Origin of the sequence: Aestuariivirga sp. (assembly GCF_046294715.1) — a bacterium.
Classification (GTDB): Bacteria; Pseudomonadota; Alphaproteobacteria; order Rhizobiales; family Aestuariivirgaceae; genus Aestuariivirga.
In genome coordinates this window covers 97,245-119,677 of sequence record NZ_JBKBKI010000009.1, presented here as the reverse complement: position 1 = coordinate 119,677, position 22,433 = coordinate 97,245, and the positions used below count along the sequence as shown (strand labels likewise).

Below are 22,433 nucleotides of genomic sequence, written 5' to 3'. Positions count from 1 at the left end.
GCCTGTTATGTCCCGAACCATGATCGGCATCAATTTCGAGACGGCGCCCGGCGGCGCCCTGATCGCCTACCGCGAGGATGGGAGCGGAGATGATTCCGCGCGCTGCGGCTTCTTCTGGCTCGGCGGATTCAAGTCCGACATGGAGGGCTCAAAGGCCGAAGCGCTCGCCGGCCTCGCCCGCGAGACGCGCCGGCCTGCGCTCCGCTTCGACTATTCGGGCCATGGAGCCTCGGGCGGGCTTTTCGTGGACGGCACGATTTCAGGCTGGCTGGAACAGGCCTGCCACATGTTCACGCGCAAGACCTCCGGGCGCCGCATCGTGGTGGGCTCCAGCATGGGAGGCTGGCTGGCGCTGCTGCTCTGCCGAGACCTGCGGCGGCGCGAGCCTGCAGCCTTTCGCCGCATCGCCGGCCTCGTGCTGCTGGCGCCCGCGGCCGACATGACAGCCGACCTGATGTGGGACGTCTTCCCCGACGCGGTGAGGCGCGAACTTGCGGACAAGGGCGTTTTCATGCGGCCCTCCGAGTATGGGGAACCCTATGCCATCACCTCCCGCCTCATCGCAGACGGCAAGGCGCATCTGCTGCTGAAGGAGGGCATCGATCTCGATTGCCCCGTGCGAATCCTCCAGGGCGATCGCGACCCGGACGTGCCGCCCGCCCATGCCGCAAAGGTCTTCGGCGCGATTCGCGGCAGCGACGTGACGCTGACGCTCGTCAAGAACGGCGATCACCGCCTCTCCACGCCCGGCAACCTCGCGCTGCTGCGCGAGAGCGTGCTGCGGCTGGCCGAGCGAGCCGACGGCATTACCGTTTGAGATCGCGGGCAAGTGCCGCGAGACCCTCGCGATAGCTGGGATACCGTAGCCTGACGCCGAGTTCCGACTTTATGCGATGGTTCGAGACGCGCTTGGAGTCGGCATAGAAGCTGCGCGCCATGGGGGAGAGCTGGGCCTGCTCGAACGGAACGGCAGGGGGAACCGGGAGACCGAGCAGTTCGGCACCGTATTCGACGACGTCCTGCGGCGGCGAAGCCTCGTCATCGCAGACGTTGTAGGCGCGCCCTGGCCGGGGCCGTTCGATCGACGCTTCGAGTACACTGGCGATGTCCTCGACGTGAATGCGGCTGAAGACCTGACCCTGCTTGATCACGCGTTTCGCCGTCCCGTCGATGAGCGAGAGAAGCTGGTTCCGCCCCGGTCCGTAGATCCCGGCAAGCCGGAAGATGTGGACGGGAAGTCCGTGGTGGCGCCAGAGATCGAGCCATTGCGTTTCGGCGAGAAGCCGCTTGCGGCCGCGCTCCGTATTCGGCGTGAGCGGCGTCCCCTCGGTCACGACGCCGCCGTCATGGTCGCCATAGACGCCGGTGGTCGAGAGATAGCCCACCCAGCGTATCGCGCCTCCTCGCGCGGCGAGATCGCCCCCATGCTGGCGGAGAACCGGGTCCCCGTCTTCTGCAGGCGGTGCCGAGGCCAGGACATGAGTGACGCCGTCGAAGACCGTGGGTGCAAGCGGGGCTGTCCCGTCGAACACGAAGCCTCGATAGCCGAGATTGCGGATGGCTTCGGCGCCCGAGTCGATCCGGCTCGTGGCGCTGACTGACCAGCCTGCCGCGGCAAGCCGCACCGCCAGCGCCCTTCCGGAAAAGCCGAGGCCGAAGCACAGGAGATGGTTCATGCCGCTTCCCATTCGTGGCAGACATCGGCATCTGTCTCCGCATTCATGTGAAGATTGCGGAGATGCAGGAACTCCGGTTTGGGGAGGAGCCGCGATAGAGCCCAGACGGCCATCGCCCGCACCAGGGCTGAAGGATCGGCGAGAAGGGCCTCGGCACGGGGAGCGAGCGTCACTTCGCCGCTGTTCCCTGCTGCGATCAGAACGTTTCTCATGAAGCGATCCCGGCCGGCGCGCTTCAGCGGTGAGCCCGAGAAGAGCGTCCGAAAACCTGCTTCGTCCAGCCGGAGCAGTTCGGCCAACGGCGGTTTGACGAGGTCGTCCCGTGCCTTCAGCTTCGCTTCGCGGGAGGCTTCTGCAAATTTGTTCCACGGACAGGCCGCGAGGCAATCGTCGCAACCGTAGATGCGATTCCCCATGGCGGCGCGGAATTCCGCCGCGATGTGCCCCTTGTGCTCGATCGTGAGGTAGGAAATGCAGCGCCGCGCATCGAGTTGATAGGGCGCGGGAAAGGCATTGGTGGGGCAGACGTCGAGGCAGGCGCGACACGAACCGCAATGATCCTGCTCAGGCACGTCGGCTGAGATATCGGCCGTGGTCAGGATCGTCCCGATGAAGAACCACGAGCCGAGTTCGCGCGAAACAAGGTTGGTGTGCTTGCCCTGCCAGCCGAGCCCGGCCTTCTGGGCCAGCGGCTTCTCCATGAGCGGTGCCGTGTCGACGAACACCTTCACTTCCGCCGCGGCCGCACGCGCCAGCCATTGCGCGATGCGCTTGAGCTTGCCCTTGACCAGATCGTGATAGTCGCGGTTCAGAGCATAGACCGAGATCACGCCGGTGTCCTTCTGCTCCAGCCGGTCCATGGGCTCGATGTCCTGGGCATAGTTCTGGGCCAGCAGGATGGCGCTGCGGGCTTCGGGCCAGAGGGCGAGGGGGCTGGCACGGCGCTCCGCCGTATCCTCCATCCAGGCCATGCTGCCATGGCGTCCCAGCGCGATGAACTGCCCGAGGCGCTCCCTCAGCACGGCGTCATCGGCGAGCTTGGCGATCCGGACGGCGCCGAAGCCTTCCGCAGCAACCTTCTCCCGAATGGCGCGGGCGAGGCCGGACACGGGATCAGAAGTCGAGGTCCGCATAATGCGGCCCCGGCGCCATGCCGCGCACCGTGTCTGCCAGGAGCGGCCTGAAGGACGGTCGTGACTTCACCCGCTGGTACCATGACTTCGCCACGGGATATTCTGCCCACGGAATGTCGCCGAAATAGTCGACGGCGGAGATGTGCCCCGCAGCAGCCAGGTCGGCAAGCGAAAGATCGCTCCCGGCAAGCCAGGTGCGGTGATCCGCGAGGTGCGCGATGTAATCGAGATGCGCGCGCAGCCGCGTCATGGCCTGGCGCACACGTGCGGTGTCAACGCCGCCGCCGCCCTTCTCGCGCGGCAGGTAGCGGCGGATGACCTTTTCTGTGAGCACCGGCTCGCTCACCTCGGCATAGAACTTGATGTCGAACCACGCCACCAGCCGGCGAACCTCGGCACGCTCGAAGACGTCTCCCGGTATGAGTGAGACGCGGGTGGACTTCGTCTCCTCGAGATACTCCCCGATCGCCTCGATTCCACAGACCGGTGTCTGGGAGTCTTCCAGGTAGACGGGCAGCGTTCCCGCCGGGTTCAGTTCGAAGATGTCGGGGCTCGGCTCCCACGGTTCCTCGTCGATGAGTTCGACCGGAACGCCGTACTCCGCGAGCGCCAGGCGCATGCGGCGGCTGAATGGGTCGAGCGTGAAGTGAACGAGAGACGGCATCTTAGGAAAGATTTAACCCTGACATTGTCAACACGGTCGATGGAGGACGCGTTTGCCGTGATTGCTCCGGTCGTCGGGCGCGTATAAAACGCGCACGCCCCCGGCGGCAAGCGAATCCGACCAACCGTACGGCAGCCCAGAGTAGCCCATCCATGCTCATCGTTCAGATCATCGTGCTGGCGCTCATCCAGGGCATCACCGAGTTCCTGCCCATTTCCTCTTCCGGCCACCTCCTGCTGGTGCCGGCCCTCACCGGCTGGCCTGACCAGGGCTTGCTCACCGACGTCATGGTGCACATGGGTTCCTTCCTTGCGGTGGTCGTCTATTTCTGGCGCGATTGCGTGAAGCTTTCGACGGGAAGCATCGAACTTCTGCGCGGCGAGGTGACCGCCTGGGGAAGGCTCGCTCTCCTCATCCTCCTCGGCACCATTCCCGCCGTCCTTTTCGGGGTGTTCCTCGACAAGATCGGCTTCATGGACGCAGTGCGTCAGATGCCGCAGATCGTGGCGTGGAATGCCATCGTTTTTGGCATTCTTCTCTACCTGTGCGATCGTTATGGGCTCTCCTCGCGGCGCATGTCGGACATGACATGGCTCACGGCCCTGATCATCGGCATCGCGCAGGCCATTGCCATCATCCCGGGCACCAGCCGGTCGGGCATCACCATGACGGCGGCACGCGCCTTGGGTTTCGAGCGCCCGGAGGCGGCGCGCTTCGCGTTCCTGCTCGGCATTCCGGCCATTGCCGGCGCCGGCATCCTGAAGCTCGGAGATGCTGTGAGCTCCGGCGAGGCCATCACCTTCGGCATGATGCTGACGGCGATCCTCACCTTTTTCGTTGCCCTCGGCACCATCACCGTGCTGATGAAGATGGTGCGCTACGTCAGCTTCCTGCCATTCGCCATCTACCGCGTGTTGCTCGGCGCGCTGCTGCTCGGGCTGATCTACTCCGGAATGCCCTTGGGCGCCGTGAACTGACCGGCCTTCCGGTAGCGGTAGAGGTAGGTGGGAACAATCCCCTCGATGCCCTGCGGGGTGATGCCGAGCCCCTGAAGGGTGCGCTGTTCGCGGCGCGCCGCTTCGCTCACCACATTGTCGGTCTTGAGCAGTTCCACCTGGTCGGAGGTGAGGAGCGGCCGCGGCAAGAGGCCCAGCACTGCCGCCTGCATTCTGGCAAGCCCCCACGGCACCGGGAGGAGGATGCGGTTGCGGCCGATGGTGTCGAGCGTGAACTGCAGGAGTTGGCGGAAGCTGAGCTCCTCGGGACCGCCGAGCTCGTAGGTGCGGCCGTCGGCCTCGCCCCGGTCCACCAGCCGCGCCACGGCCTCCGCTACGTCACCCGCAAACACGGGCGCGAATTTCGTTTCGCCGCCGCCGATCAGCGGCAGGACCGGCGAAAAGCGAGCGATTTCGGCGAAACGGTTGAAGAAGGAGTCTTCCGGGCCGAAGATGATGGAAGGGCGGAGCACGATGGCGCCGGGAAACTGGGCACGCGCCCGCTTTTCACCCTCGGCCTTGCTGCGGGAATAATCGGACGCCGAATTCTCATCCGCCCCAAGGGCTGACATCTGGATGAAGAGCCGGGACTTGGCTGCCTTCGCCGCTTTCGCCGAAGCCTCCGCCCCGAAGGCATGCACCGCATCGAAGCTCTGAGCTCCCGCGGAATAGAGCACCCCCGTCAGGTTGATGACGGCGAAGGCGCCCTCGCAGGCTGCCGCCAGCGAGGCGGGATAGCGTACATTGGCCTGGACCGTCATGATCTGGCCGGTGTTGCCGAGCGGCTGGAGGTGGCCGGCGAGGTCGGGCCTTCGGCAGGCCACCCGGATGCGGTAACCCCGCCGGGCAAGGGCGCGCACGATATGCCGGCCGACGAAGCCCGAGCCGCCGATGATGGTGATGAGTCTGTCGGATGGCTGAACGAGCACGGAAGTCACCCCGATTCATGGAATGTCGCGCCTTTTAGCCCTGCCGTTGCGGAGATGCAAAGGCCAAGAGGGCGCAACGCCCGCCACGGGCCCGCTTCCCAGCAACTGCGGTTGACAGGCTCCCGAAGCGTCTCTATGACACGCCCCGCTAGCCCAGATGGCGGAATTGGTAGACGCACTAGTTTCAGGTACTAGCGCCGCGAGGCGTGGAGGTTCGAGTCCTCTTCTGGGCACCATCCGGACAGACATGGCAAACGGCGGGACCCTCTGATGGCAATCAAGCTTTACAAGGGCGACCTGCCCGCGGGCCTCGACCTCGGGTCCTCGGTTGCGGTGGATACCGAGACGCTCGGTCTCGTGCCGCGGCGCGACAAGCTCTGCCTGGTGCAGCTGTCATCGGGCGACGGCAACGCCCATCTCGTTCAGCTCGACCGGGCGAGCTACGACGCCCCTAACCTGAAGGCGCTCTTTGCCGATCCGGCCGTCACCAAGATCTTCCATTACGCCCGCTTCGACGTGGCGGTGATCCGCCACTACCTGGGCGTGGACACTGGCCCTCTCTATTGCACCAAGATCGCCTCGCGGCTCACCCGCACCTACACCGATCGCCACGGGCTCAAGGACCTTATCAAGGAACTGCTCGGCATCGAGCTCAACAAGCAGCAGCAAAGCTCCGACTGGGGCGCGCATGTGCTTTCCGATGCACAGAAGCAATATGCCGCACAGGACGTGATCTACCTGCACGAGCTCAAGGCCCGGCTCGACCAGATGCTGGCGCGTGAAGGGCGCGAGGCGGTGGCGCGGGCCTGTTTCGAGTTCATCCCGACTCGTGCCGCCCTCGATCTTCTGGGCTGGACCGAGGAAGATGTCTTCGCCCATTAACCCCGCGGCCCGGCGGGCGCTCCGGCAGGCGAAGCTGGCACGCGCGCTGAGCTGGCTGGCCGCGGCGATCGGGCTTGCGGCGGTGGTGGCCTTCCTGGCGCAGGCCGGGCTGTTTGCGATCCTCCTGCCGCGCGAGGCTCCGCCGCAGCCCCGGACCAGCGCCGACCAGATCACCGCCACGCAGTCGACCGTCAGCGGCATCGATCGCCAGAACCAGCCCTACGAACTGACGGCCAAGCGCGGCTGGCAGGACGAGAAAGTACCCTCCATCGTTCACCTCGAAGGGCCGGAAGGCCGCTTTCGCCGGGGCCAGGGTGCCGAGTATACGCTCAGTGCCGAGACGGGCCTCTATGACACCAGGGCGAAATCCCTCGATCTCGCGGGCAACGTCGTCCTCGCCCAGGACCAACGCTTCACCGCCCGCATGGAGAAGGCCAATGTCGTGGTGGAAGAGAAGAAGCTCGTCTCGCAGGGACCGGTGGCGGTAACCTTCGCCTCCGGGACGGTCCATGCCAACGGCATGCAAATAACCGATGACGGTGCGCGAATTCTGTTCTTGAATGGCGTCAAGGCACGTTTCGACGCGCCACAGGCGAAGGGAGACGCAAATCCATGACTGACCGGTTGGCTGCCCTCTGCGGCGCGGCACTCCTCCTCATTTCGGCAGGCCCCCTCAAGGCGCAGACGGCGACTGCCCCCCTTCCGGTGGACGTCGCCGCAAACGAGATGGAAATCCTCGATGCCGAGAACAAGGCGATCTTCCGCGGGGCCGTCGACGCGACCCGGGGAACGACAAACCTAAAGGCCGACCAGCTGACGGTGACCTATGCCGATGTGAAGCAGAAGGACGGCACCACCAAGACGGACGCCACCGACCTCGACGCCAGGGGCAACGTGACGATCAAGACACCGCAGGAGACCATCACCGGCGATTGGGCCAAGTACAATCCCCAGACCGAAAAGCTGGTGGTGGGCGGCAAGGTGAAGCTGGTTCAGGGTGCCACCGTTCTCACCGGCAGCGAGCTCCAAGCCGACCTTCGGACCGACAAGATCCAGATGAGCGGCGGACGGGTGAGGGGAAGCTTTCTCCCCCAATGAAGGGTCTTTATCTAAAATTAAAGCAATTGGGCGGACACTCCCTTGGCGCGTGATGAAGACGTGGTGACAGACAGGCAGGCGAAGGGCGGGCCGCCCCGGCGGGCACAGATTCCGCAGACGGGCACCCGCGCCTTGCCCCGGGCTGGCGAAGCCGGGCTGGTCGTCGAGGGGCTGAGGAAGTCCTACAAGCGGCGGCCCGTGGTTCGCGATGTCTCGCTCTCCGTCAGGCGCGGTGAAGCTGTGGGACTTCTGGGACCCAATGGCGCCGGCAAGACCACCGTGTTCTACATGATCACGGGGCTCATTGCCGCCGACAGCGGCCGGATCAGCCTCGACGGCACGGAGATCACCCATCTGCCCATGTACAGGCGGGCCAGGCTGGGAATTGGTTATCTGGCGCAGGAGAGCTCGATCTTCCGCGGCCTCACGGTCGAGGAAAACATTCGCGCCGTGCTCGAGCTGACCGAGGGCTCGAAGCAGAAGCGCGAGGTCAAGTTGCGTGAGTTGCTCGATGAGTTCTCCATCTCCCACATCCGGAATTCGCCGGCTGTTGCGCTTTCTGGCGGTGAGCGTCGCCGCGTGGAAATCGCCCGCGCCCTCGCAGCAGATCCCGAGTTCATGCTCCTCGACGAGCCATTCGCGGGAATTGATCCGATTGCGATCAGTGATATTCGCAAGCTGGTGCGACAGCTCACCTCTCGGGGAATCGGGGTGCTTGTTACGGATCACAACGTCAGGGAAACGCTCGAGCTCATCGACACTGCGCTCATCATCCATGAGGGCGAGGTCCTGACCGAGGGGACACCCGCGGAGATCGTTTCGAACCCCGATGTCCGGCGCTACTACCTCGGCGCCGACTTCAGCCTCTGATCAGGCGGGGGCAGGCTCGTGGCGTTGAACCAGAGGCTCGAACTCCGCCAGGGCCAGTCCCTGGTGATGACGCCGCAGCTGCAGCAGGCCATCAAGCTCCTGCAGATGTCGAACATCGAGCTCCAGGCCTTTGTCGACCAGGAACTGGAGAGGAACCCGCTGCTCGAGCGCGACGAGCGCGTCGAGGTTCAGCAGAAGGAAGCACCCGAGGCGCCGCCCTCCGAACCGGACATGGTGAGCGCACTTGCCGTCAATGCCGGGGCCGAGGAACGGCTGCGCACCCTCGATACCGACCTCGAGAATGTCTACACTCACGAGTCGCGGGCCGATGCCGCCAACCGCGAGGCGATCGGCGCGCAGGATTCCGGCTGGTCGTCGATTCGACCGCAGTCCGGCATGTCCCTCAGTGCCGACGAGCTCGATCTTGCCTCGACGCTGACGCGCCAGCCGAGCCTCGCCGACCACCTGACGGAGCAGATGAGCCTGCTCCTCTCCGATCCGGGTGAACGGCTGATCGGCCAGCACCTGATAGGCATGCTCAACGAGGCCGGCTATCTCACCGCGGAAAGCGAAGCCGTGGCCGACACGCTGGGTGCCTCCGTGAGCCAGGTCGAGGCGGTGCTTGGCAAACTCCAGGCTTGCGATCCTCCCGGCGTCTTCGCGCGCGACCTCAAGGAATGCCTTGCCCTCCAGCTGAAGGAGAAGGACCGCTACGACCCGGCCATGGCGGCGCTCATCGCCAATCTCGATCTCCTCGCCCGCCGGGACTATGCCGCACTCAGGAACCTGTGCAGGGTGGATCTCGACGACCTCAAGGACATGATCGCCGAGCTTCGGGCTCTCAATCCCAAGCCCGGCCACGCCTTCGGCTCGGAGCCGGTCCAGCCGGTGATCCCCGACGTGATCGTCAGGTCATCTCCCGAGGGGGCCTGGATCGTCGAGCTCAATACCGAGACCCTGCCCAGGGTGCTCGTCAACAATCTGTACCTGGCGCGGGTTTCCGCCGGTGCCCGCAGTGAAGACAAGCTCTATCTGTCCGAATGCCAGGCGAGCGCCACATGGCTGGTGAAGAGCCTTGACCAGCGGGCGAAGACCATTCTCAAGGTGGCTCGCGAAATCGTGCGCCAGCAGGATGCCTTCCTCGTGCTGGGCATCCAGCATCTCCGCCCGCTGAACCTCAAGACCGTGGCGGAAGCGATCGAGATGCACGAATCGACGGTGAGCCGCGTCACTTCCAACAAGTATATGTCCACCCCCCGCGGCATCTTCGAGATGAAGTATTTCTTCACCACGGCCATCGCATCTGCCGATGGGGAAGGTGACGCCCACTCCGCCGAGGCTGTCCGTCATCGCATCCGTGAGTTGATCGCCCAGGAAGGCGAGGAAGTGCTCTCGGACGACACGCTCGTCGACAAGCTGAGGTCCCAGGGCATCGAAATCGCCCGGCGCACCGTCGCCAAGTACCGGGAAGGACTGGGGATTCCCTCTTCCGTCCAACGCCGTCGCGAGCGCAAGGTCCAGGCCCGGCAAGGGCGTTGACTTGCCTCGTCCCGGTGACTAGGTTCCGCCCGCTTCGCAGCCGGGCAAGGATGAGCGGCACCAGAGACCCGGGCGAGGGAGAAACTTCGGAATTGGTGCGTTTCAGGCAAGCTTTAAAGGCCAGTTGACGTGCTCGCTAAACGCGCCCATTTGTAACGACACGGGCGAAGCAGGGATATTTGCGACGACCATGCAGATCAAAGTCACCGGTAAGAACCTCGATGTCGGCGACGCCTTGCGGGAACACATCGAGACCCGCCTTCTCCAGATCCAGCAGAAGTATTTCGACGGTACCGTCCACGCCCATGTGACGGTCGAAAAGCAGCGGGCAAGCTTCCACAGCGATTGCGTCCTGCACCTTGCGACTGGGCTCGTTCTCCAGGCTGAGGGCAGCGCTGCCGAGGCTCATCCGAGCTTCGACGAGGCGGCCAGTCATCTGGAGAAACAGCTTCGCCGCTACAAGCAGCGCCTGAAGCAGCACCACCGCTCGCGGCGCGAGCCGGTGCGCCAGCTCGAGGCGCAGATCTACGTGATCTCCGCGGCCTCCGAAACCGATGAGGATTCCCATGGCCTGAACCCCGTCGTGGTGGCCGAGACCGAGGTCAAGCTGCCGGAACTCTCCGTGGGCGAGGCTGTTATGCAACTCGACATCTCAACCAGGCCTTTCCTGCTGTTCCGCAATGGCGGGCATGGCGGCCTCAATCTGGTCTACAGGCGCCCTGACGGGAACATCGGCTGGGTCGATCCCAAGCCGGCAGCCTGAGTCCGAGACCCCCTACTTCGAGGGACCCGCCCCCATGACGCTGGACACCATCATCGATCGGCAGTCCGTTCTGGCGAACGTCAGGGCGCAGAACAAGAAGCAGCTCCTGCAGGAGCTCTCCCAGGCGCTGGCGACGCGCGTCGCGATCGACCATCGGGTGATCTTCGAGACGCTGCTGAAGCGGGAGAAGCTGGGTTCCACCGGCCTCGGTCAGGGGATTGCCATTCCCCACGGCAAGGTGCCGGCGATCTCGCGCGTGTATGGGCTGTTTGCGCGGCTGACCACGCCTGTCGATTTCGAGGCGGTGGACGGCCAGCCGGTGGATCTGGTCTTCGTTCTCCTGGCGCCGGAACATGCCGGCGCGGATCACCTGAAGGCCTTGGCCAAGATATCGCGCATCTTGCGCGATCCCGCCGTGGTGGCGAAGCTGCGCGGCACCGAGGATGCTGAAGGCCTCTACGCCATCCTGACGGAACCGGCCGCCAACCCCACCCCCAACGCGTCCGCGGCGTAGGGCGGGACGATATTCCTCCTCCCGTGGGAGGAGGAAGCAGGTCAGTGGACGCTCATCGGCATCAGTTCGTGCTCGAAGGCGCTGCCAAGCGCCGCCTCGCGCGAGCCGGAGATCGAAACCGGCGTGCCATCCGCATTGTAGAGGCAGAAAAGCTTGGAATTGGGCGCAACGCTCGCTTGGCCGCCGAGCAGCCGCTGGGCCTCCTGCACCTCGATCTCGCGGATGTAACCCAATGCCCCTTCGCCCAGCAGCGCGAGGTCCTGCGGCGAGAGCTCAACGGTCTTCTTGGTGTTCATGATCACCCTCCAATCTGGATGCGGCGGACCATCCGCCGGGGTTCGGGCCGTTCGAGGTGAAGCTCCAGCAGGCCGTTCTCCAGCCGGGCTCCCGTGACTTCCATGCCGTCCGCCAGCACGAAGGTCCGCGTGAACTGGCGGGCCGCGATGCCGCGGTGCAGGTAAGCCCTTCCGTCCTCCTCCTTTTGGCGGCCGCGGATCACAAGCTGGTTCTCCTCGACCGTGACATCGAGCTCATCGCGGCCGAAACCCGCGACGGCGAGCGTGATGCGCAAGCGTTCGGCCTCGCCTTCCGCTCGGGCAAGCCGTTCGATATTGTAGGGTGGATAGCCGTCGCCCGCGGACTTGGACGCCCGGTCGAGCATCCGTTCCAGCTCATCGAAGCCGAGCAGGAGGGGCGATGAAAAAACAGAAAGTCGCGACATAAATCAGTGCCCTCGTGAAGCAGCGTGTTAGCTGGAACCCGGGAACGGCATCCTCAGCTACAACCATCATATGTGAAACCTGTTCCCCGGATTCAAGCCAAGCGCTTGACCGGCCCGCCGCCCCGGTGGTTTGATCGGAAGGTCAAATTGGTATCGCGGCCTGTAGCAGGTTGTGGTTAGATCGGGCGGAAACAACAGGGAGACAACGACATGCTCAGACGTTCACTTCTCGGCGCCGTGGCCGCGCTCGCGGTCTCGGCGGCTTCGGCCGTGGGTGCGGACGACAAGCCGGCGATCGTGTTCGACATTGGCGGCAAGTTCGACAAGTCGTTCAACGAAAGCATGTACAACGGTTCGGAAAAGTTCAAGGCCGAGACCGGCATCGCCTATGGCGAGTTCGAGATCGCCAACGAGGCGCAGCGCGAGCAGGCGATCCGCAACTTCGCCGACGAAGGCTATTCGCCCATCATCGCCGCAGGTTTCGCTCAGGCCTCCGCCGTCGAGAAGGTCGCCAAGGAATACCCGGACCTGAAATTCGCCATTATCGATATGGTGGTGGACCTGCCGAACGTCCAGTCCATCGTGTTCAAGGAGCATGAGGGCTCCTATCTTGTCGGCATGCTGGCGGCCATGGCCTCCAAGACCGGCAAGGTGGGCTTCGTGGGCGGCATGGACATTCCGCTGATTCGAAAGTTCGGCTGCGGCTACGCGCAGGGCGTCAAGGCGGTAAAGCCCGATGCCGTGATCTTCCAGAACATGACGGGTGACACAGGCGCAGCCTGGAACGACCCGGTCAAGGGCGGCGAGATCACCAAGGGCCAGATCGCACAGGGCGCGGACGTCGTCTATGCCGCTGCTGGTCAGACCGGAACCGGCGTCCTGCAGGCTGCAAAAGATGCCGGAAAGCTATCGATCGGTGTCGACGCTAACCAGAACTACCTCCAGCCGGGGTCGGTTCTGACCTCCATGCTGAAGCGGGTAGACGTCGCCGTATACAACGTCATGAAGTCCGGCAAGGAGGGCACCTTCAAGCCCGGCATCCAGGAGCTGGGCCTCAAGGAAGATGGCGTGGGCTATGCCATGGACGAGCACAACAAGCCGCTGGTGACGGCGGAGATGCAGGCCGCCGCCGAGAAGGCCAAGGCCGACATCATCGCGGGCACGATCAAGGTGCACGACTACACCACCGACAACAGCTGCCCGGTGCAGTAAGCGACGAACGCCGAGCCGCTTCCCGCCGGGGAGGCGGCTCGTTTCGTCGGCAACGGGGACGGCATGACTCCGGCAATCGAACTCATCGGCATCGACAAGCGCTTCGGCTCCGTTCATGCCAACAAAGACGTCTCGCTGAAGGTCGCGCCGGGTTCCATCCACGGCATCATCGGTGAGAACGGCGCGGGCAAGTCGACGCTGATGTCGGTCCTCTTCGGCTTCTACCACGCCGACAAGGGCGAGATCCGGGTGAAGGGAAAGCCCGTGAAGGTGCGCTCTTCGTCCGATGCGATCGCCCTGGGCATCGGCATGGTGCACCAGCACTTCATGCTGGTCGAACCCTTCACCGTGCTGGAGAACGTCGTGCTGGGGGCGGAAGGCGGCGCGCTCATCGGACCGGCGCTCGACAGGGCGCGGACCGAGCTTACCCGGCTTGCGACAGACTACGAACTCGAGGTCGATCCGGATGCAGTCGTCGGCGAGCTCCCCGTCGGCCTGCAGCAACGCGTCGAGATTTTGAAGGCGCTGTTCAAGGGGGCCGAGACGCTGATCCTCGACGAGCCCACCGGCGTGCTGACGCCCGACGAGGCGGATCATCTCTTCCGCATCCTAGGAACGCTCCGGGACCAGGGCAAGACCGTCATTCTCATCACCCACAAGCTGCGCGAGATCATGGCGATCACCGACCGCGTCTCCGTCATGCGCCGCGGCGAGATGGTGGCGACGCGCGAAACCCGGACCACGAGTGTCGAGGAACTGGCGGAACTCATGGTGGGCCGGCACGTCCTGTTGCGGGTCGAAAAAGGACCGTCGAAACCGGGCGAAATCGTCCTGGACGTGAGGAATCTCACCTGGAAGGACAGGAATGGCGTCGCCCGGGTCGATAATGTTTCCTTCTGTGTACGGAAGGGCGAAATCGTGGGGATCGCCGGCGTCTCGGGCAACGGCCAGTCGGAGCTACTCGACGTGATCACCGGCATCACCAAGCCGAGTTCGGGGCAGGTGATCTTCGAGGGCAAGGACATCGGCATCCTCGGCGACCCGCGCCACGTGCGCGAGGAGGGCCTCGCCCACGTACCCGAGGACCGCCAGCACCGCGGCCTCATCGCCTCCTTCGATGCGGCCGAGAGCGCCATTCTGGGCTGGCATCATGACGAGGCGCTGGGCCACGGCTTCCGCCTCGACCGCGACAGCGTCGTGGCACGCGCCCGCGCCGAGATGGAGGAATTCGACGTGCGCCCGCCGGATCCGTTTCTCAAATGTGCGAAGTTCTCCGGTGGCAACCAGCAGAAGCTCATTCTCGCCCGCGAGATCAAGCGCGATCCCGATCTCCTCGTGGTGGGCCAGCCGACGCGCGGCGTTGACATAGGCGCCATCGAATACATTCACAGGCGCCTGATCCAGCTGCGGGACGAAGGCAAGGCCGTGCTGCTCGTCTCCGTCGAACTCGATGAGATCCGCTCCATGTCGGACCGGATCCTGGTGATGTTCGCAGGGCGCATCATGGGCGAGCGTGGGCCGGAGGCGGACGAGCGCGAGCTCGGCCTGCTGATGGCCGGCGTCGCCAAGGACGCCGCCTGATGATGAAATCGCGCGGCGAGCTTCCGAACTGGGTCGACGTCGGGCTGATCCCCCTCATCAATCTTGCCGTGGCGCTCGTCGTGTCTGGCCTCGTCGTGGTCATTATCGGCGAGAACCCCTTCGAGGCGCTGTGGATCATGCTGGACGGCGCGGTGGGCTCGATCAAGGGCTGGGGCTATCTGCTCTACTATGCAACCAACTTCGTGTTCACGGGGCTCGCCGTGGCGGTCGCTTTCCATGCCGGGCTGTTCAACATCGGCGGCGAGGGCCAGGCCTACATGGCAGGCGTCGGTGCTGCCGCAGTGGGGCTCGGTCTCGATTTCCTGCCCTGGCCGATCGTCATCCCTCTCGCCGTGCTGGCCTCCATGGCGGTGGGCGCCTTCTGGGCCTGGGTCCCCGGTGTGCTGCAGGCCAAGCGCGGCAGCCATGTCGTGATCACCACGATCATGTTCAACTTCATCGCGGCGAGCCTCGTCGGCTACCTGATCAATTACTGGTTCCGCCCGGTCGGCAAGATGGCGGTGGAGAGCCGCGAGATCACCGGCGCCTACATCATGAGCTTCCGAGAAGTGGCGCGCGAGTTCTTCGGCATGAGGGTGGCGTCCTCTCCGCTGAACTTCTCGGTCTTCCTGGCGATCGCGGCGGCCTTCGCCGTGTGGTACCTGCTCTGGCGCACCAAGCTCGGCTACGAAATGCGCGCGCTGGGCGCCAATCCGAGTGCCGCCGTCTATGCCGGCATCAAGCCTGACCGCATCATCATCCTCACCATGGCGATCTCGGGCGCGCTCGCCGGGCTGATGGCAGTGAACGAGATTCTCGGCGTGCAGCACAGGCTGGTCCTGGGCTTCGTTGGCGGGGCGGGATTCGTGGGAATTGCGGTCGCCCTCATGGGCCGCTCGCATCCGGTGGGGATCGTGCTCGCCGCCATGCTCTTCGGCCTCCTCTACCAGGGCGGTTCCGAACTCTCCTTCGCCAAGCCGGAGATCAACCGCGACATGGTTGTGGTGATACAGGGCCTCGTCATCCTCTTCATGGGAGCGCTGGAGCATGTTTTCCGGCCCTGGGTGGCAGCCATCTTCTTCCGGACGGAGGACAAGTAGATGGACCTCTACGTCGAACTCCTCGCCTCGACGATCCGCATGACGGTGCCGCTGGTTCTCGCTTGCCTCGCCGGCTTGTGGTCGGAGCGGGCGGGCATCGTCGACATTGGGCTCGAGGGCAAGATGCTGATCTCGGCCTTCGTCGCTGCTTCGGCTTCAGCCGTCTATGGCTCCGCCTGGATCGGACTGTTCCTGGCGATCTTCGCCTCAATGGGTTTCGCGCTGGTTCACGGCTATGCCTCGATCAACCAGCGTGGGAACCAGGTGGTCTCGGGCGTCGCCATCAACATGCTGGCGGCTGGGCTCGCCGTGGTGCTGGGCAATGAATGGTTCAGGGAGGGTGGCCGCACGCCGGCCCTGCCGCCCGAGGGCCGCTTCCTCCCGATCGACATACCGGGACTTTCATCCTTGCACGACGTGCCCGTCATCGGCCCGCTGGAGCGGATATTCCTCTCTCATTCGATCCTCGCCTATGTGGCCTTTGCATTCGTTCCCCTGACGGCCTGGGCGCTCGCCCGCACGCGCTTCGGCCTGAGGCTCAGGGCGGTGGGGGAGAACCCCCACGCCGTCGATACGGCCGGCATCTCCGTCGCGGGGCTCCGATACCGTGCGGTGCTGATTGCCGGCGTGCTCTGCGGCATTTCCGGCGCCTTCATCTCGACGTCGCTCTCCTCGAGCTTCGTGCGCGACATGACGGCGGGCGGAGGCTTCATGGCGCTGGCCGCACTGATTTTCGCCAACTGGCGCGCCTATCCGGCGCTTGGGGCTTGCCTGCTCTTCGGCTTCTTGCAGGCCGTCGGCAATTTCGCGCAGGGCGCGTCGGTGGCGGGCCTGCAGGTTCCCGTACAGTTCATCAACATGCTTCCCTATGTGCTGACGGTGGTTCTGCTGGCCGGCTTCATCGGCAAGTCGATACCGCCAAAGGCCTCGGGCATTCCCTATGTGAAGGATCGCTGAACGATGCGCGACCTGATCGAAGCGGCACGCCAGGCGCGGCTCAGGGCGCACGCGCCCTACTCGAACTTCCTCGTGGGGGCCGCGATGCGCGACGAAAAGGGCCGCATCCACGCCGGATGCAACATCGAGAACGCCTCTTATCCGCAGGGCTGGTGCGCGGAGCCTTCCGCCATCTCCGCTTTGGTGATGGCGGGGGGAAGGCGCATCACGGAAGTGGCGGTGATGGGCAATGGCGATGCGCTCTGCACCCCCTGCGGAGGTTGCCGCCAGAAGATCAGGGAGTTCGCCGCGCCGGATGTGAAGATCCATTGCTGCGCAGAAACGGGCGAACTGATCCGCAGCTTCACGCTCGATGAGCTGCTGCCCTTCTCCTTCGGACCGGAAAACCTCGCATGAACGAACTCGCAAGAAGGCTCGGCGCCCGCGCTCCGAGAACGGCCATCCTATTGGGATCGAGCCTCGGCGCGCTGGCAGAGGCAGCGGAAGACGCGCTCGTCATCCCCTACGCGGAGCTTCCGGGCTTTCCGCTGCCGAAGATCTCCGGCCATGCGGGCAGGCTCTTTGCTGGCAGCCTCGGGGGCAAGGAAGTGGTCGTGCTGGCGGGCCGCGCCCACCCCTATGAATCGGGCAATGCCGCCGTCATGGGGCGTGCGATCGAGATGCTGAAAGGTGCGGGGATCGAGACGCTGATCCTCACCAACGCCGCCGGAAGCCTCAGGCCCGAGATGCGGCCGGGCTCGATCATGCTGATCTCCGACCACATCAACTATTCCGGCATGAACCCGCTTGTCGGCCAGCATGGCGACGAGAATTTCGTGCCGATGACCGACGCCTACGACCCCGCCCTGCGCCAGCGCTTCCATGCCGCGGCGAAGGCGGAGGGCATCAGCCTGCATGAGGGCGTCTATTGCTGGTATTCGGGACCATCCTTCGAAACACCCGCCGAAATCCGGATGTTCCAGATCATCGGCGGCTCAGCTGTCGGCATGTCCACCGCGCCTGAAACGATTCTCGCCCGCCGCTTCGGCCTGAAGGTGGCGGGGCTCTCCGTCATCACCAATCTCGCCGCGGGCATAGAGGGCGCATCGCCGAGCCACGAAGAGACGAAGCGCGAGGGAGCGAAGGCGGCCGAGAACATGAAGACCCTGGTCACCCGGTTCCTGAAGGACGGCTGAAATGCTGCCGCAAGAGGTGATCCGCAGGAAACGGGACGGCGCGGCGCTTTCGCGCGAGGAGGTGCGGGAGTTCATCGCGGGCCTCACCGATGGTAGCGTTTCGGAAGGCCAGGTCGCGGCCTTTGCGATGGCGGTCTTCTTCCGCGGCATGAGCCGGGAGGAGGCGGTGGGACTCACGCTCGCCATGCGCGATTCCGGCACTGTCCTCCGCTGGGACCTGCCGGGACCGGTGGTTGACAAGCATTCCTCCGGCGGCATCGGCGACAATCTCTCGCTCATGCTGGCCCCCATGCTCGCCGCCTGCGGCTGCTTCGTTCCGATGATTTCGGGCAGGGGTCTCGGCCATACCGGCGGCACGCTGGACAAGCTGGATTCCATCCCGGGCTATGTCACCAATCCGGGTCTGGACCTCTTCCGAAAGGTCACGCGTGAGGCAGGCTGCGCCATCATCGGCCAGACGGCAGATCTCGCTCCCGCCGACAAGCGCCTCTACGGCATCCGTGACGTCACGGCCACCGTCGAGTCGATCCCGCTCATCACTGCCTCCATCCTTTCGAAGAAGCTCGCAGCGGGCCTTGAGCACCTCGTGCTCGACGTGAAGATGGGCTCCGGCGCCTTCATGGCATCGATGGAAGAGGCCCGGGGATTGGCGGAAAGTCTCGTCGCGGTGGCCAATGGCGCGGGGCTGAGGACCACCGCCCTCGTAACCGACATGGACGAGCCGCTCGCGCCCTGCGCGGGCAATGCACTGGAAGTCGCGCACGCGTGCGGCTTTCTCCTGAACCGGCGGATCGAGCCACGCGTTATGGAAATCACGCTGGCGCTCGGGGCCGAGTTGCTGCTCAGTTCAGCGCTCGCGCAGAATGAGGCCTCGGCGCGCGCCATGCTCCGGGCGGCGCTTGCCTCAGGGAGGGCGGCGGAGCAATTCGAAAGGATGGTCGAGGCTTTGGGCGGTCCCCCGGACTTTCTCGAGAACCATGACCGGCACCTGGCCATGGCTCCCGTCGTCCGTGCCGTGACCGCGGACGCGGAAGGCCTCGTGACGGCCATTCGTACGCGCGAACTTGGCCTTGCCGTGATCGAATTGGGTGGCGGGCGGCGTGTCGCGTCAGACAGGATCGATCATCGCGTCGGGCTTTCGTCCCTTCTCGGCAAAGGCGCGGCGGTCGAAAGGGGGGCACCGCTCTGCCTTGTCCATGCGGCTGACGAGGCCTCATGTGCCAAGGCTGCGGCGATCGTGAAAAACGCCTATGTTGTGGGCGAGGCGCCGGGAAAGTCAGCAACCGTCCTGGCGCGCATCGCAGCCTGAAGCGGAGCCGGAATGCCCCGAGCTTTTCTCCTGATTCTCGATTCCTTCGGCGTCGGCGGCGCGCCCGACGCCGCAAGCTTTGGCGATGAGGGGGCGAACACGCTGCTCCATATCTGCGATCACATGAGTCTCGAAGTCCCGCACATGGCCTCGCTCGGCCTCGGCCGGGCCGCGGCGCTTTCAGCGGGGCGCAATCCACTGCCTGAGACGCCGCTCATTGGGCAGTACGGCGTGGCAAGGGAAGTCTCGCGCGGCAAGGACACCATCACCGGCCACTGGGAAATCGGGGGCGTGCCGCTGGAGTTCGACTGGGGATATTTTCCGCACACCATTCCCGCTTTCCCGCAGGAACTGATCGATGGTATCGTCACGCGCTGCCGTCTGCCGGGGCTTCTCGCCATGTGCCACGCCTCGGGCACCGAAGTGATCGAGACATTCGGCGAAGAGCATATCCGCTCGGGCAAGCCCATCGCCTATACGAGTGCAGACAGCGTGCTGCAGATCGCCGCCCATGAGGAGCATTTCGGGCTGGAGCGGCTTTACGAGGTCTGCCGTGTGGCGCGAGAGCTCACCTATTCCATGAACATCGGCCGCATCATCGCGAGGCCGTTCATCGGCGGGAGGCGAGGGAGTTTTGCCCGCACCGGACGCCGAAAGGACTATGCGGTGACGCCGCCCCGCCCCACCTTGCTGGATGTTCTGAGCAGGTCAGGGCGCGATGTGGTCTCGATCGGCAAGATCGGCGACATCTATGCCCATGTCGGTACGGGCCGGGAGATCAAGGTCGCCGGCAACCGTGCCTTCATGGACACGACCCTCGCCAACATGGACGGCCTGGGCGAGGGTGGACTGCTCATGACCAACTTCGTCGATTTCGACACGGAGTTCGGCCACCGCCGCGATCCCGTGGGATATGGCAGGGCGCTCGAGGCCTTCGATGCGGAACTGCCTCTGATCATGGCCAGGCTGAAGGCGGGTGATCTCCTGATCCTCACCGCCGATCACGGCAACGATCCGACCTGGAGCGGCACGGACCACACGCGCGAGCAGGTGCCTGTGATGAGCTACATGCCGGGCCTGCCGCCGGGGAGCTTCGGGCTGCGCCGCAGCTTCGCCGACATCGGCCAGACCATCGCCCGTCACCTCGGCGCGGGGCCGCTCGCCGCGGGCGAGGCCTGGGATCCTCTCAGTCCGGTCGCTTCAGCACCGCCTGCAGCACATTCCTGACGCCGATCGCGCCCATGAAGCGGTCGTTCTCGTCGAAGATTGCGACGGGTGCCACGTCGGTGTTGTGGATGGCGAGCATCACCACCTTGAGCGAAGTGCCCGGCCTCGCCCAATAGACAGGTCGCGTGCCGACGTCGGCCGGCGTATCGAGCCGGTCGCAGGAGACCCATGTGGCGGGCTGCCCGTCGCGCTCGGCGGCAACCACCTTGCCCTGGGCGTCGAGCTTGAAGCGGGTGGTCTTGCGCCGGTCGAGCCACACCCAGCCATCCTCGCCACGCTCCAGTTCGTGCAGAGCCCGCATCACGTTCCAGGCCGTCAGCACCGAAAGCGGGTTCACGTTCGCGATGAAGTCGCGCACATAGTCGTTGGCGGGCTTCAGTACGATGTCTTCAGGGCTGCCCGACTGCACGATGCGGCCGCCCTCCATGATGGTGATGCGGTTGCCGATCTTCAGCGCTTCCTCGAGGTCGTGGCTGACGAACAGGATGGTCTTGCGGATCTGCTTCTGGAGCTGGATCAGCTCGTCCTGGAGCTTGGTGCGGATCAACGGGTCCAGTGCGGAGAACGGCTCGTCCATCAGCAGGATGGGGGCCTCCGTCGCGAAGGCCCGGGCGAGGCCGACGCGCTGCTGCATGCCGCCCGAGAGCTCGTGGACGTATTTGTTGGCCCATTGCTCGAGCCCCACGAGCTGCAGCTGCTTGCTGACCTTCTGATTGCGCTCCGCCTCGGGAACCCCCGCGAGCTCGAGGCCGAAACCGGCATTCTCGCGCACTGTCCGCCACGGCAGCAGGGCGAACTGCTGGAACACCATGGCCACCTGCTTCTGGCGGATGTGCCGCAGAGTCGCGGCGTCGCAGGAGGCAACGTCCACCATGCGCGGTCCGTCCTTGACGAGGACCTCGCCGCGCGTGATCTTGTTGAGCCCGTTGACGGCGCGCAGCAGCGTGGACTTGCCGGAGCCCGAAAGCCCCATCAGCACGCTGATCTCGCCTTCCTTCACCGTGAGGTTCGCCCCCGTGGCGCCGAGCACGGCTCCCGTCCGCGAGAGGATTTCCGTGCGCTCCGCCCCGGCGTGCGCCATGGCGAGCGCCTCTTCGGCCCGCTCGCCGAAGATGATGTCGACGTTCCGGAATTCGACCGCGGTGCTCATTTCTTTGCTCCCGCCTTCACCGCCAGCATGCGGTCGAGGATGATCGCCAGCACCACGATGGCAAGGCCCGCCTCGATGCCGAGCGGGATGTTGCGGTTGGCCAGCGCCTTGTTCACCGGGTTGCCGAGGCTCGGGGCGCCGATCAGCGTCGCGAACACCACCATGGAGAGGGACAGCATGATGCATTGCGTGAGCCCCGCCATGATCGATGGCATGGCGGCCGGCAATTCCACCTTCCACAGGAGCTGCCGCCTCGTGGCGCCGAAGGCCTCTCCCGCCTCGATCATCGGCTTGGGGATCGAGGTGATGCCGAGATAGGTCATGCGCACGGGTGCCGGCATGGCGAAGATGATGGTGACGATCAGGGCCGGCGCCGCGCCGAGCCCGAACAGGATGAGGATGGGAATGAGGTAGACGAAGGTGGGCATGGTCTGCATCAGGTCGAGCACCGGCTGCGTCACACGCCAGACCCTGGGCTTGTGCGCGGCCCATATGCCGAGCGGAACGCCCATGGCCATGGAGAGCGCGGTGGAACCCACCACCAGCACCAGCGTCTGAACCGTTTCCCGCCACAGTCCCTGGTTCAGGATGAAGAGAAGCCCGACGAGGACACCGAGCGCCAGCTTCCAGGATCTCTGCAGCCACCAGGCGAAGCTTGCGATGAGGACGGCCAGCAGCAGCGGCGGCATCATCAGAAGGCCGGCCGTGGCCCCTTCCACGACGAAATTGAGCGAGATCTTGAGCGCGTCGAACAGCCACTGGAAATAGTCGACGATGAAGTCGATGAGGGACTTGCCCCATCTGCCGACGGGTATCTTCCACGATCTGATCAGATCGGACACCGGATCCATGCGCACCTCCCCCCGAGGTTATGACGCAGCCTCTTGCGGGCCGCGCTCGAACAGGCACGTCTAGGCCGAAGGGCAGAAGCGAAAGGC

At 64.9% G+C, this 22,433-nt stretch carries 25 protein-coding genes and 1 tRNA gene; 18 read left to right on the top strand and 8 right to left on the bottom strand.

Features of this window, described 5'->3' with window-relative positions; all coding sequences use genetic code 11:
• Positions 1 to 7 precede the first annotated feature (7 nt).
• Entirely contained in the window at positions 8 to 817 is an 810-nt protein-coding gene (locus ACK4HL_RS08825; protein WP_409758800.1) for an alpha/beta hydrolase, read from the top strand.
• Here ACK4HL_RS08825 and ACK4HL_RS08820 read toward each other — a convergent pair.
• From ACK4HL_RS08820 to ACK4HL_RS08810, 3 genes are read right to left on the bottom strand one after another with little or no spacing between them, the layout of a single operon-like run.
• Positions 807 to 1,676, bottom strand: a complete 870-nt coding sequence (locus ACK4HL_RS08820) for an SDR family oxidoreductase (protein WP_409758797.1) — start codon at positions 1,674 to 1,676, stop codon at positions 807 to 809. The two genes, ACK4HL_RS08825 and ACK4HL_RS08820, sit on opposite strands and share 11 nt — an antisense overlap.
• Entirely contained in the window at positions 1,673 to 2,809 is a 1,137-nt protein-coding gene (gene queG / locus ACK4HL_RS08815; protein WP_409758794.1) for a tRNA epoxyqueuosine(34) reductase QueG, read from the bottom strand. Before queG ends, ACK4HL_RS08820 begins: the two co-directional genes overlap by 4 nt.
• Complete coding sequence (locus tag ACK4HL_RS08810) at positions 2,790 to 3,473, bottom strand: glutathione S-transferase family protein (RefSeq protein ID WP_409758791.1); 684 nt, start codon at positions 3,471 to 3,473, stop codon at positions 2,790 to 2,792. Before ACK4HL_RS08810 ends, queG begins: the two co-directional genes overlap by 20 nt.
• A 152-nt stretch (positions 3,474 to 3,625) precedes the next feature.
• Here ACK4HL_RS08810 and ACK4HL_RS08805 point away from each other — a divergent pair, with 152 nt between their 5' ends.
• Positions 3,626 to 4,450: an undecaprenyl-diphosphate phosphatase gene (locus ACK4HL_RS08805; RefSeq protein ID WP_409758788.1), complete on the top strand. Its 825-nt coding sequence runs from the start codon at positions 3,626 to 3,628 to the stop codon at positions 4,448 to 4,450.
• Here the strand turns inward: ACK4HL_RS08805 and ACK4HL_RS08800 are convergent.
• A complete protein-coding gene (locus ACK4HL_RS08800) occupies positions 4,417 to 5,406 on the bottom strand; it encodes a complex I NDUFA9 subunit family protein (RefSeq protein ID WP_409758785.1) in 990 nt (329 codons plus the stop codon). The genes ACK4HL_RS08805 and ACK4HL_RS08800 overlap by 34 nt on opposite strands.
• Positions 5,407 to 5,548: 142 nt before the next feature.
• Between ACK4HL_RS08800 and ACK4HL_RS08795 the strand changes: the two genes are divergently transcribed.
• The 8 genes from ACK4HL_RS08795 to ptsN all read left to right on the top strand — a co-directional run bounded on the left by ACK4HL_RS08795 (position 5,549) and on the right by ptsN (position 11,063).
• Positions 5,549 to 5,633, top strand: a tRNA-Leu gene (locus ACK4HL_RS08795).
• 34 nt (positions 5,634 to 5,667) lie between these two features.
• A complete protein-coding gene (locus tag ACK4HL_RS08790) occupies positions 5,668 to 6,279 on the top strand; it encodes a ribonuclease D (RefSeq protein WP_409758782.1) in 612 nt (203 codons plus the stop codon).
• Positions 6,263 to 6,895 carry an LPS export ABC transporter periplasmic protein LptC gene (gene lptC, locus ACK4HL_RS08785; RefSeq protein WP_409758779.1) on the top strand — a complete coding sequence of 211 codons (633 nt, stop codon included), beginning with the start codon at positions 6,263 to 6,265 and terminating at the stop codon, positions 6,893 to 6,895. Before ACK4HL_RS08790 ends, lptC begins: the two co-directional genes overlap by 17 nt.
• Positions 6,892 to 7,377: an LptA/OstA family protein gene (locus ACK4HL_RS08780; protein ID WP_409758776.1), complete on the top strand. Its 486-nt coding sequence runs from the start codon at positions 6,892 to 6,894 to the stop codon at positions 7,375 to 7,377. The genes lptC and ACK4HL_RS08780 overlap by 4 nt, the downstream gene beginning before the upstream one ends.
• A gap of 108 nt (positions 7,378 to 7,485) precedes the next feature.
• Positions 7,486 to 8,247: an LPS export ABC transporter ATP-binding protein gene (gene lptB, locus ACK4HL_RS08775; RefSeq protein ID WP_409758893.1), complete on the top strand. Its 762-nt coding sequence runs from the start codon at positions 7,486 to 7,488 to the stop codon at positions 8,245 to 8,247.
• Positions 8,248 to 8,265: 18 nt separating this feature from the next.
• Complete coding sequence (gene rpoN, locus ACK4HL_RS08770) at positions 8,266 to 9,786, top strand: RNA polymerase factor sigma-54 (protein ID WP_409758773.1); 1,521 nt, start codon at positions 8,266 to 8,268, stop codon at positions 9,784 to 9,786.
• Between the two features lie 190 nt (positions 9,787 to 9,976).
• Positions 9,977 to 10,549 (top strand): ribosome hibernation-promoting factor, HPF/YfiA family, encoded by a 573-nt coding sequence (gene hpf / locus ACK4HL_RS08765; protein WP_409758770.1) that lies wholly within the window; start codon positions 9,977 to 9,979, stop codon positions 10,547 to 10,549.
• 34 nt (positions 10,550 to 10,583) lie between these two features.
• Positions 10,584 to 11,063 (top strand): PTS IIA-like nitrogen regulatory protein PtsN, encoded by a 480-nt coding sequence (gene ptsN, locus ACK4HL_RS08760; RefSeq protein ID WP_409758767.1) that lies wholly within the window; start codon positions 10,584 to 10,586, stop codon positions 11,061 to 11,063.
• Positions 11,064 to 11,104: 41 nt separating this feature from the next.
• On the opposite strand, the gene ACK4HL_RS08755 is transcribed toward ptsN, so the two are convergent.
• Positions 11,105 to 11,359: a DUF1150 family protein gene (locus ACK4HL_RS08755; RefSeq protein WP_409758764.1), complete on the bottom strand. Its 255-nt coding sequence runs from the start codon at positions 11,357 to 11,359 to the stop codon at positions 11,105 to 11,107.
• Positions 11,360 to 11,361: 2 nt separating this feature from the next.
• Positions 11,362 to 11,784, bottom strand: a complete 423-nt coding sequence (locus ACK4HL_RS08750; protein WP_409758761.1) for an Hsp20 family protein — start codon at positions 11,782 to 11,784, stop codon at positions 11,362 to 11,364.
• Positions 11,785 to 11,994: 210 nt separating this feature from the next.
• Between ACK4HL_RS08750 and ACK4HL_RS08745 the strand changes: the two genes are divergently transcribed.
• The 8 genes from ACK4HL_RS08745 to ACK4HL_RS08710 all read left to right on the top strand — a co-directional run bounded on the left by ACK4HL_RS08745 (position 11,995) and on the right by ACK4HL_RS08710 (position 20,345).
• The gene (locus ACK4HL_RS08745) at positions 11,995 to 12,996 is read left to right on the top strand and encodes a BMP family protein (RefSeq protein WP_409758758.1); all 1,002 of its coding nucleotides are present in this window, start codon (positions 11,995 to 11,997) and stop codon (positions 12,994 to 12,996) included.
• Between the two features lie 63 nt (positions 12,997 to 13,059).
• Positions 13,060 to 14,577, top strand: a complete 1,518-nt coding sequence (locus tag ACK4HL_RS08740; protein WP_409758755.1) for an ABC transporter ATP-binding protein — start codon at positions 13,060 to 13,062, stop codon at positions 14,575 to 14,577.
• Positions 14,577 to 15,677, top strand: a complete 1,101-nt coding sequence (locus tag ACK4HL_RS08735) for an ABC transporter permease (protein WP_409758752.1) — start codon at positions 14,577 to 14,579, stop codon at positions 15,675 to 15,677. Before ACK4HL_RS08740 ends, ACK4HL_RS08735 begins: the two co-directional genes overlap by 1 nt.
• The gene (locus tag ACK4HL_RS08730; RefSeq protein WP_409758748.1) at positions 15,678 to 16,634 is read left to right on the top strand and encodes an ABC transporter permease; all 957 of its coding nucleotides are present in this window, start codon (positions 15,678 to 15,680) and stop codon (positions 16,632 to 16,634) included.
• Between the two features lie 3 nt (positions 16,635 to 16,637).
• Positions 16,638 to 17,030, top strand: coding sequence for a cytidine deaminase (cdd, locus tag ACK4HL_RS08725; protein ID WP_409758745.1), 393 nt, complete (start codon positions 16,638 to 16,640; stop codon positions 17,028 to 17,030).
• Complete coding sequence (locus ACK4HL_RS08720; RefSeq protein ID WP_409758742.1) at positions 17,027 to 17,809, top strand: purine-nucleoside phosphorylase; 783 nt, start codon at positions 17,027 to 17,029, stop codon at positions 17,807 to 17,809. The genes cdd and ACK4HL_RS08720 overlap by 4 nt, the downstream gene beginning before the upstream one ends.
• A gap of 1 nt (position 17,810) precedes the next feature.
• The gene (gene deoA, locus ACK4HL_RS08715) at positions 17,811 to 19,118 is read left to right on the top strand and encodes a thymidine phosphorylase (protein ID WP_409758739.1); all 1,308 of its coding nucleotides are present in this window, start codon (positions 17,811 to 17,813) and stop codon (positions 19,116 to 19,118) included.
• Positions 19,119 to 19,130: 12 nt separating this feature from the next.
• The gene (locus ACK4HL_RS08710) at positions 19,131 to 20,345 is read left to right on the top strand and encodes a phosphopentomutase (RefSeq protein WP_409758736.1); all 1,215 of its coding nucleotides are present in this window, start codon (positions 19,131 to 19,133) and stop codon (positions 20,343 to 20,345) included.
• Here the strand turns inward: ACK4HL_RS08710 and choV are convergent.
• Both choV and choW read right to left on the bottom strand, forming a co-directional pair.
• The gene (gene choV, locus ACK4HL_RS08705) at positions 20,305 to 21,495 is read right to left on the bottom strand and encodes a choline ABC transporter ATP-binding protein (RefSeq protein WP_409758733.1); all 1,191 of its coding nucleotides are present in this window, start codon (positions 21,493 to 21,495) and stop codon (positions 20,305 to 20,307) included. The two genes, ACK4HL_RS08710 and choV, sit on opposite strands and share 41 nt — an antisense overlap.
• A complete protein-coding gene (gene choW, locus ACK4HL_RS08700) occupies positions 21,492 to 22,346 on the bottom strand; it encodes a choline ABC transporter permease subunit (RefSeq protein ID WP_409758730.1) in 855 nt (284 codons plus the stop codon). The genes choV and choW overlap by 4 nt, the downstream gene beginning before the upstream one ends.
• Positions 22,347 to 22,433 lie beyond the last annotated feature (87 nt).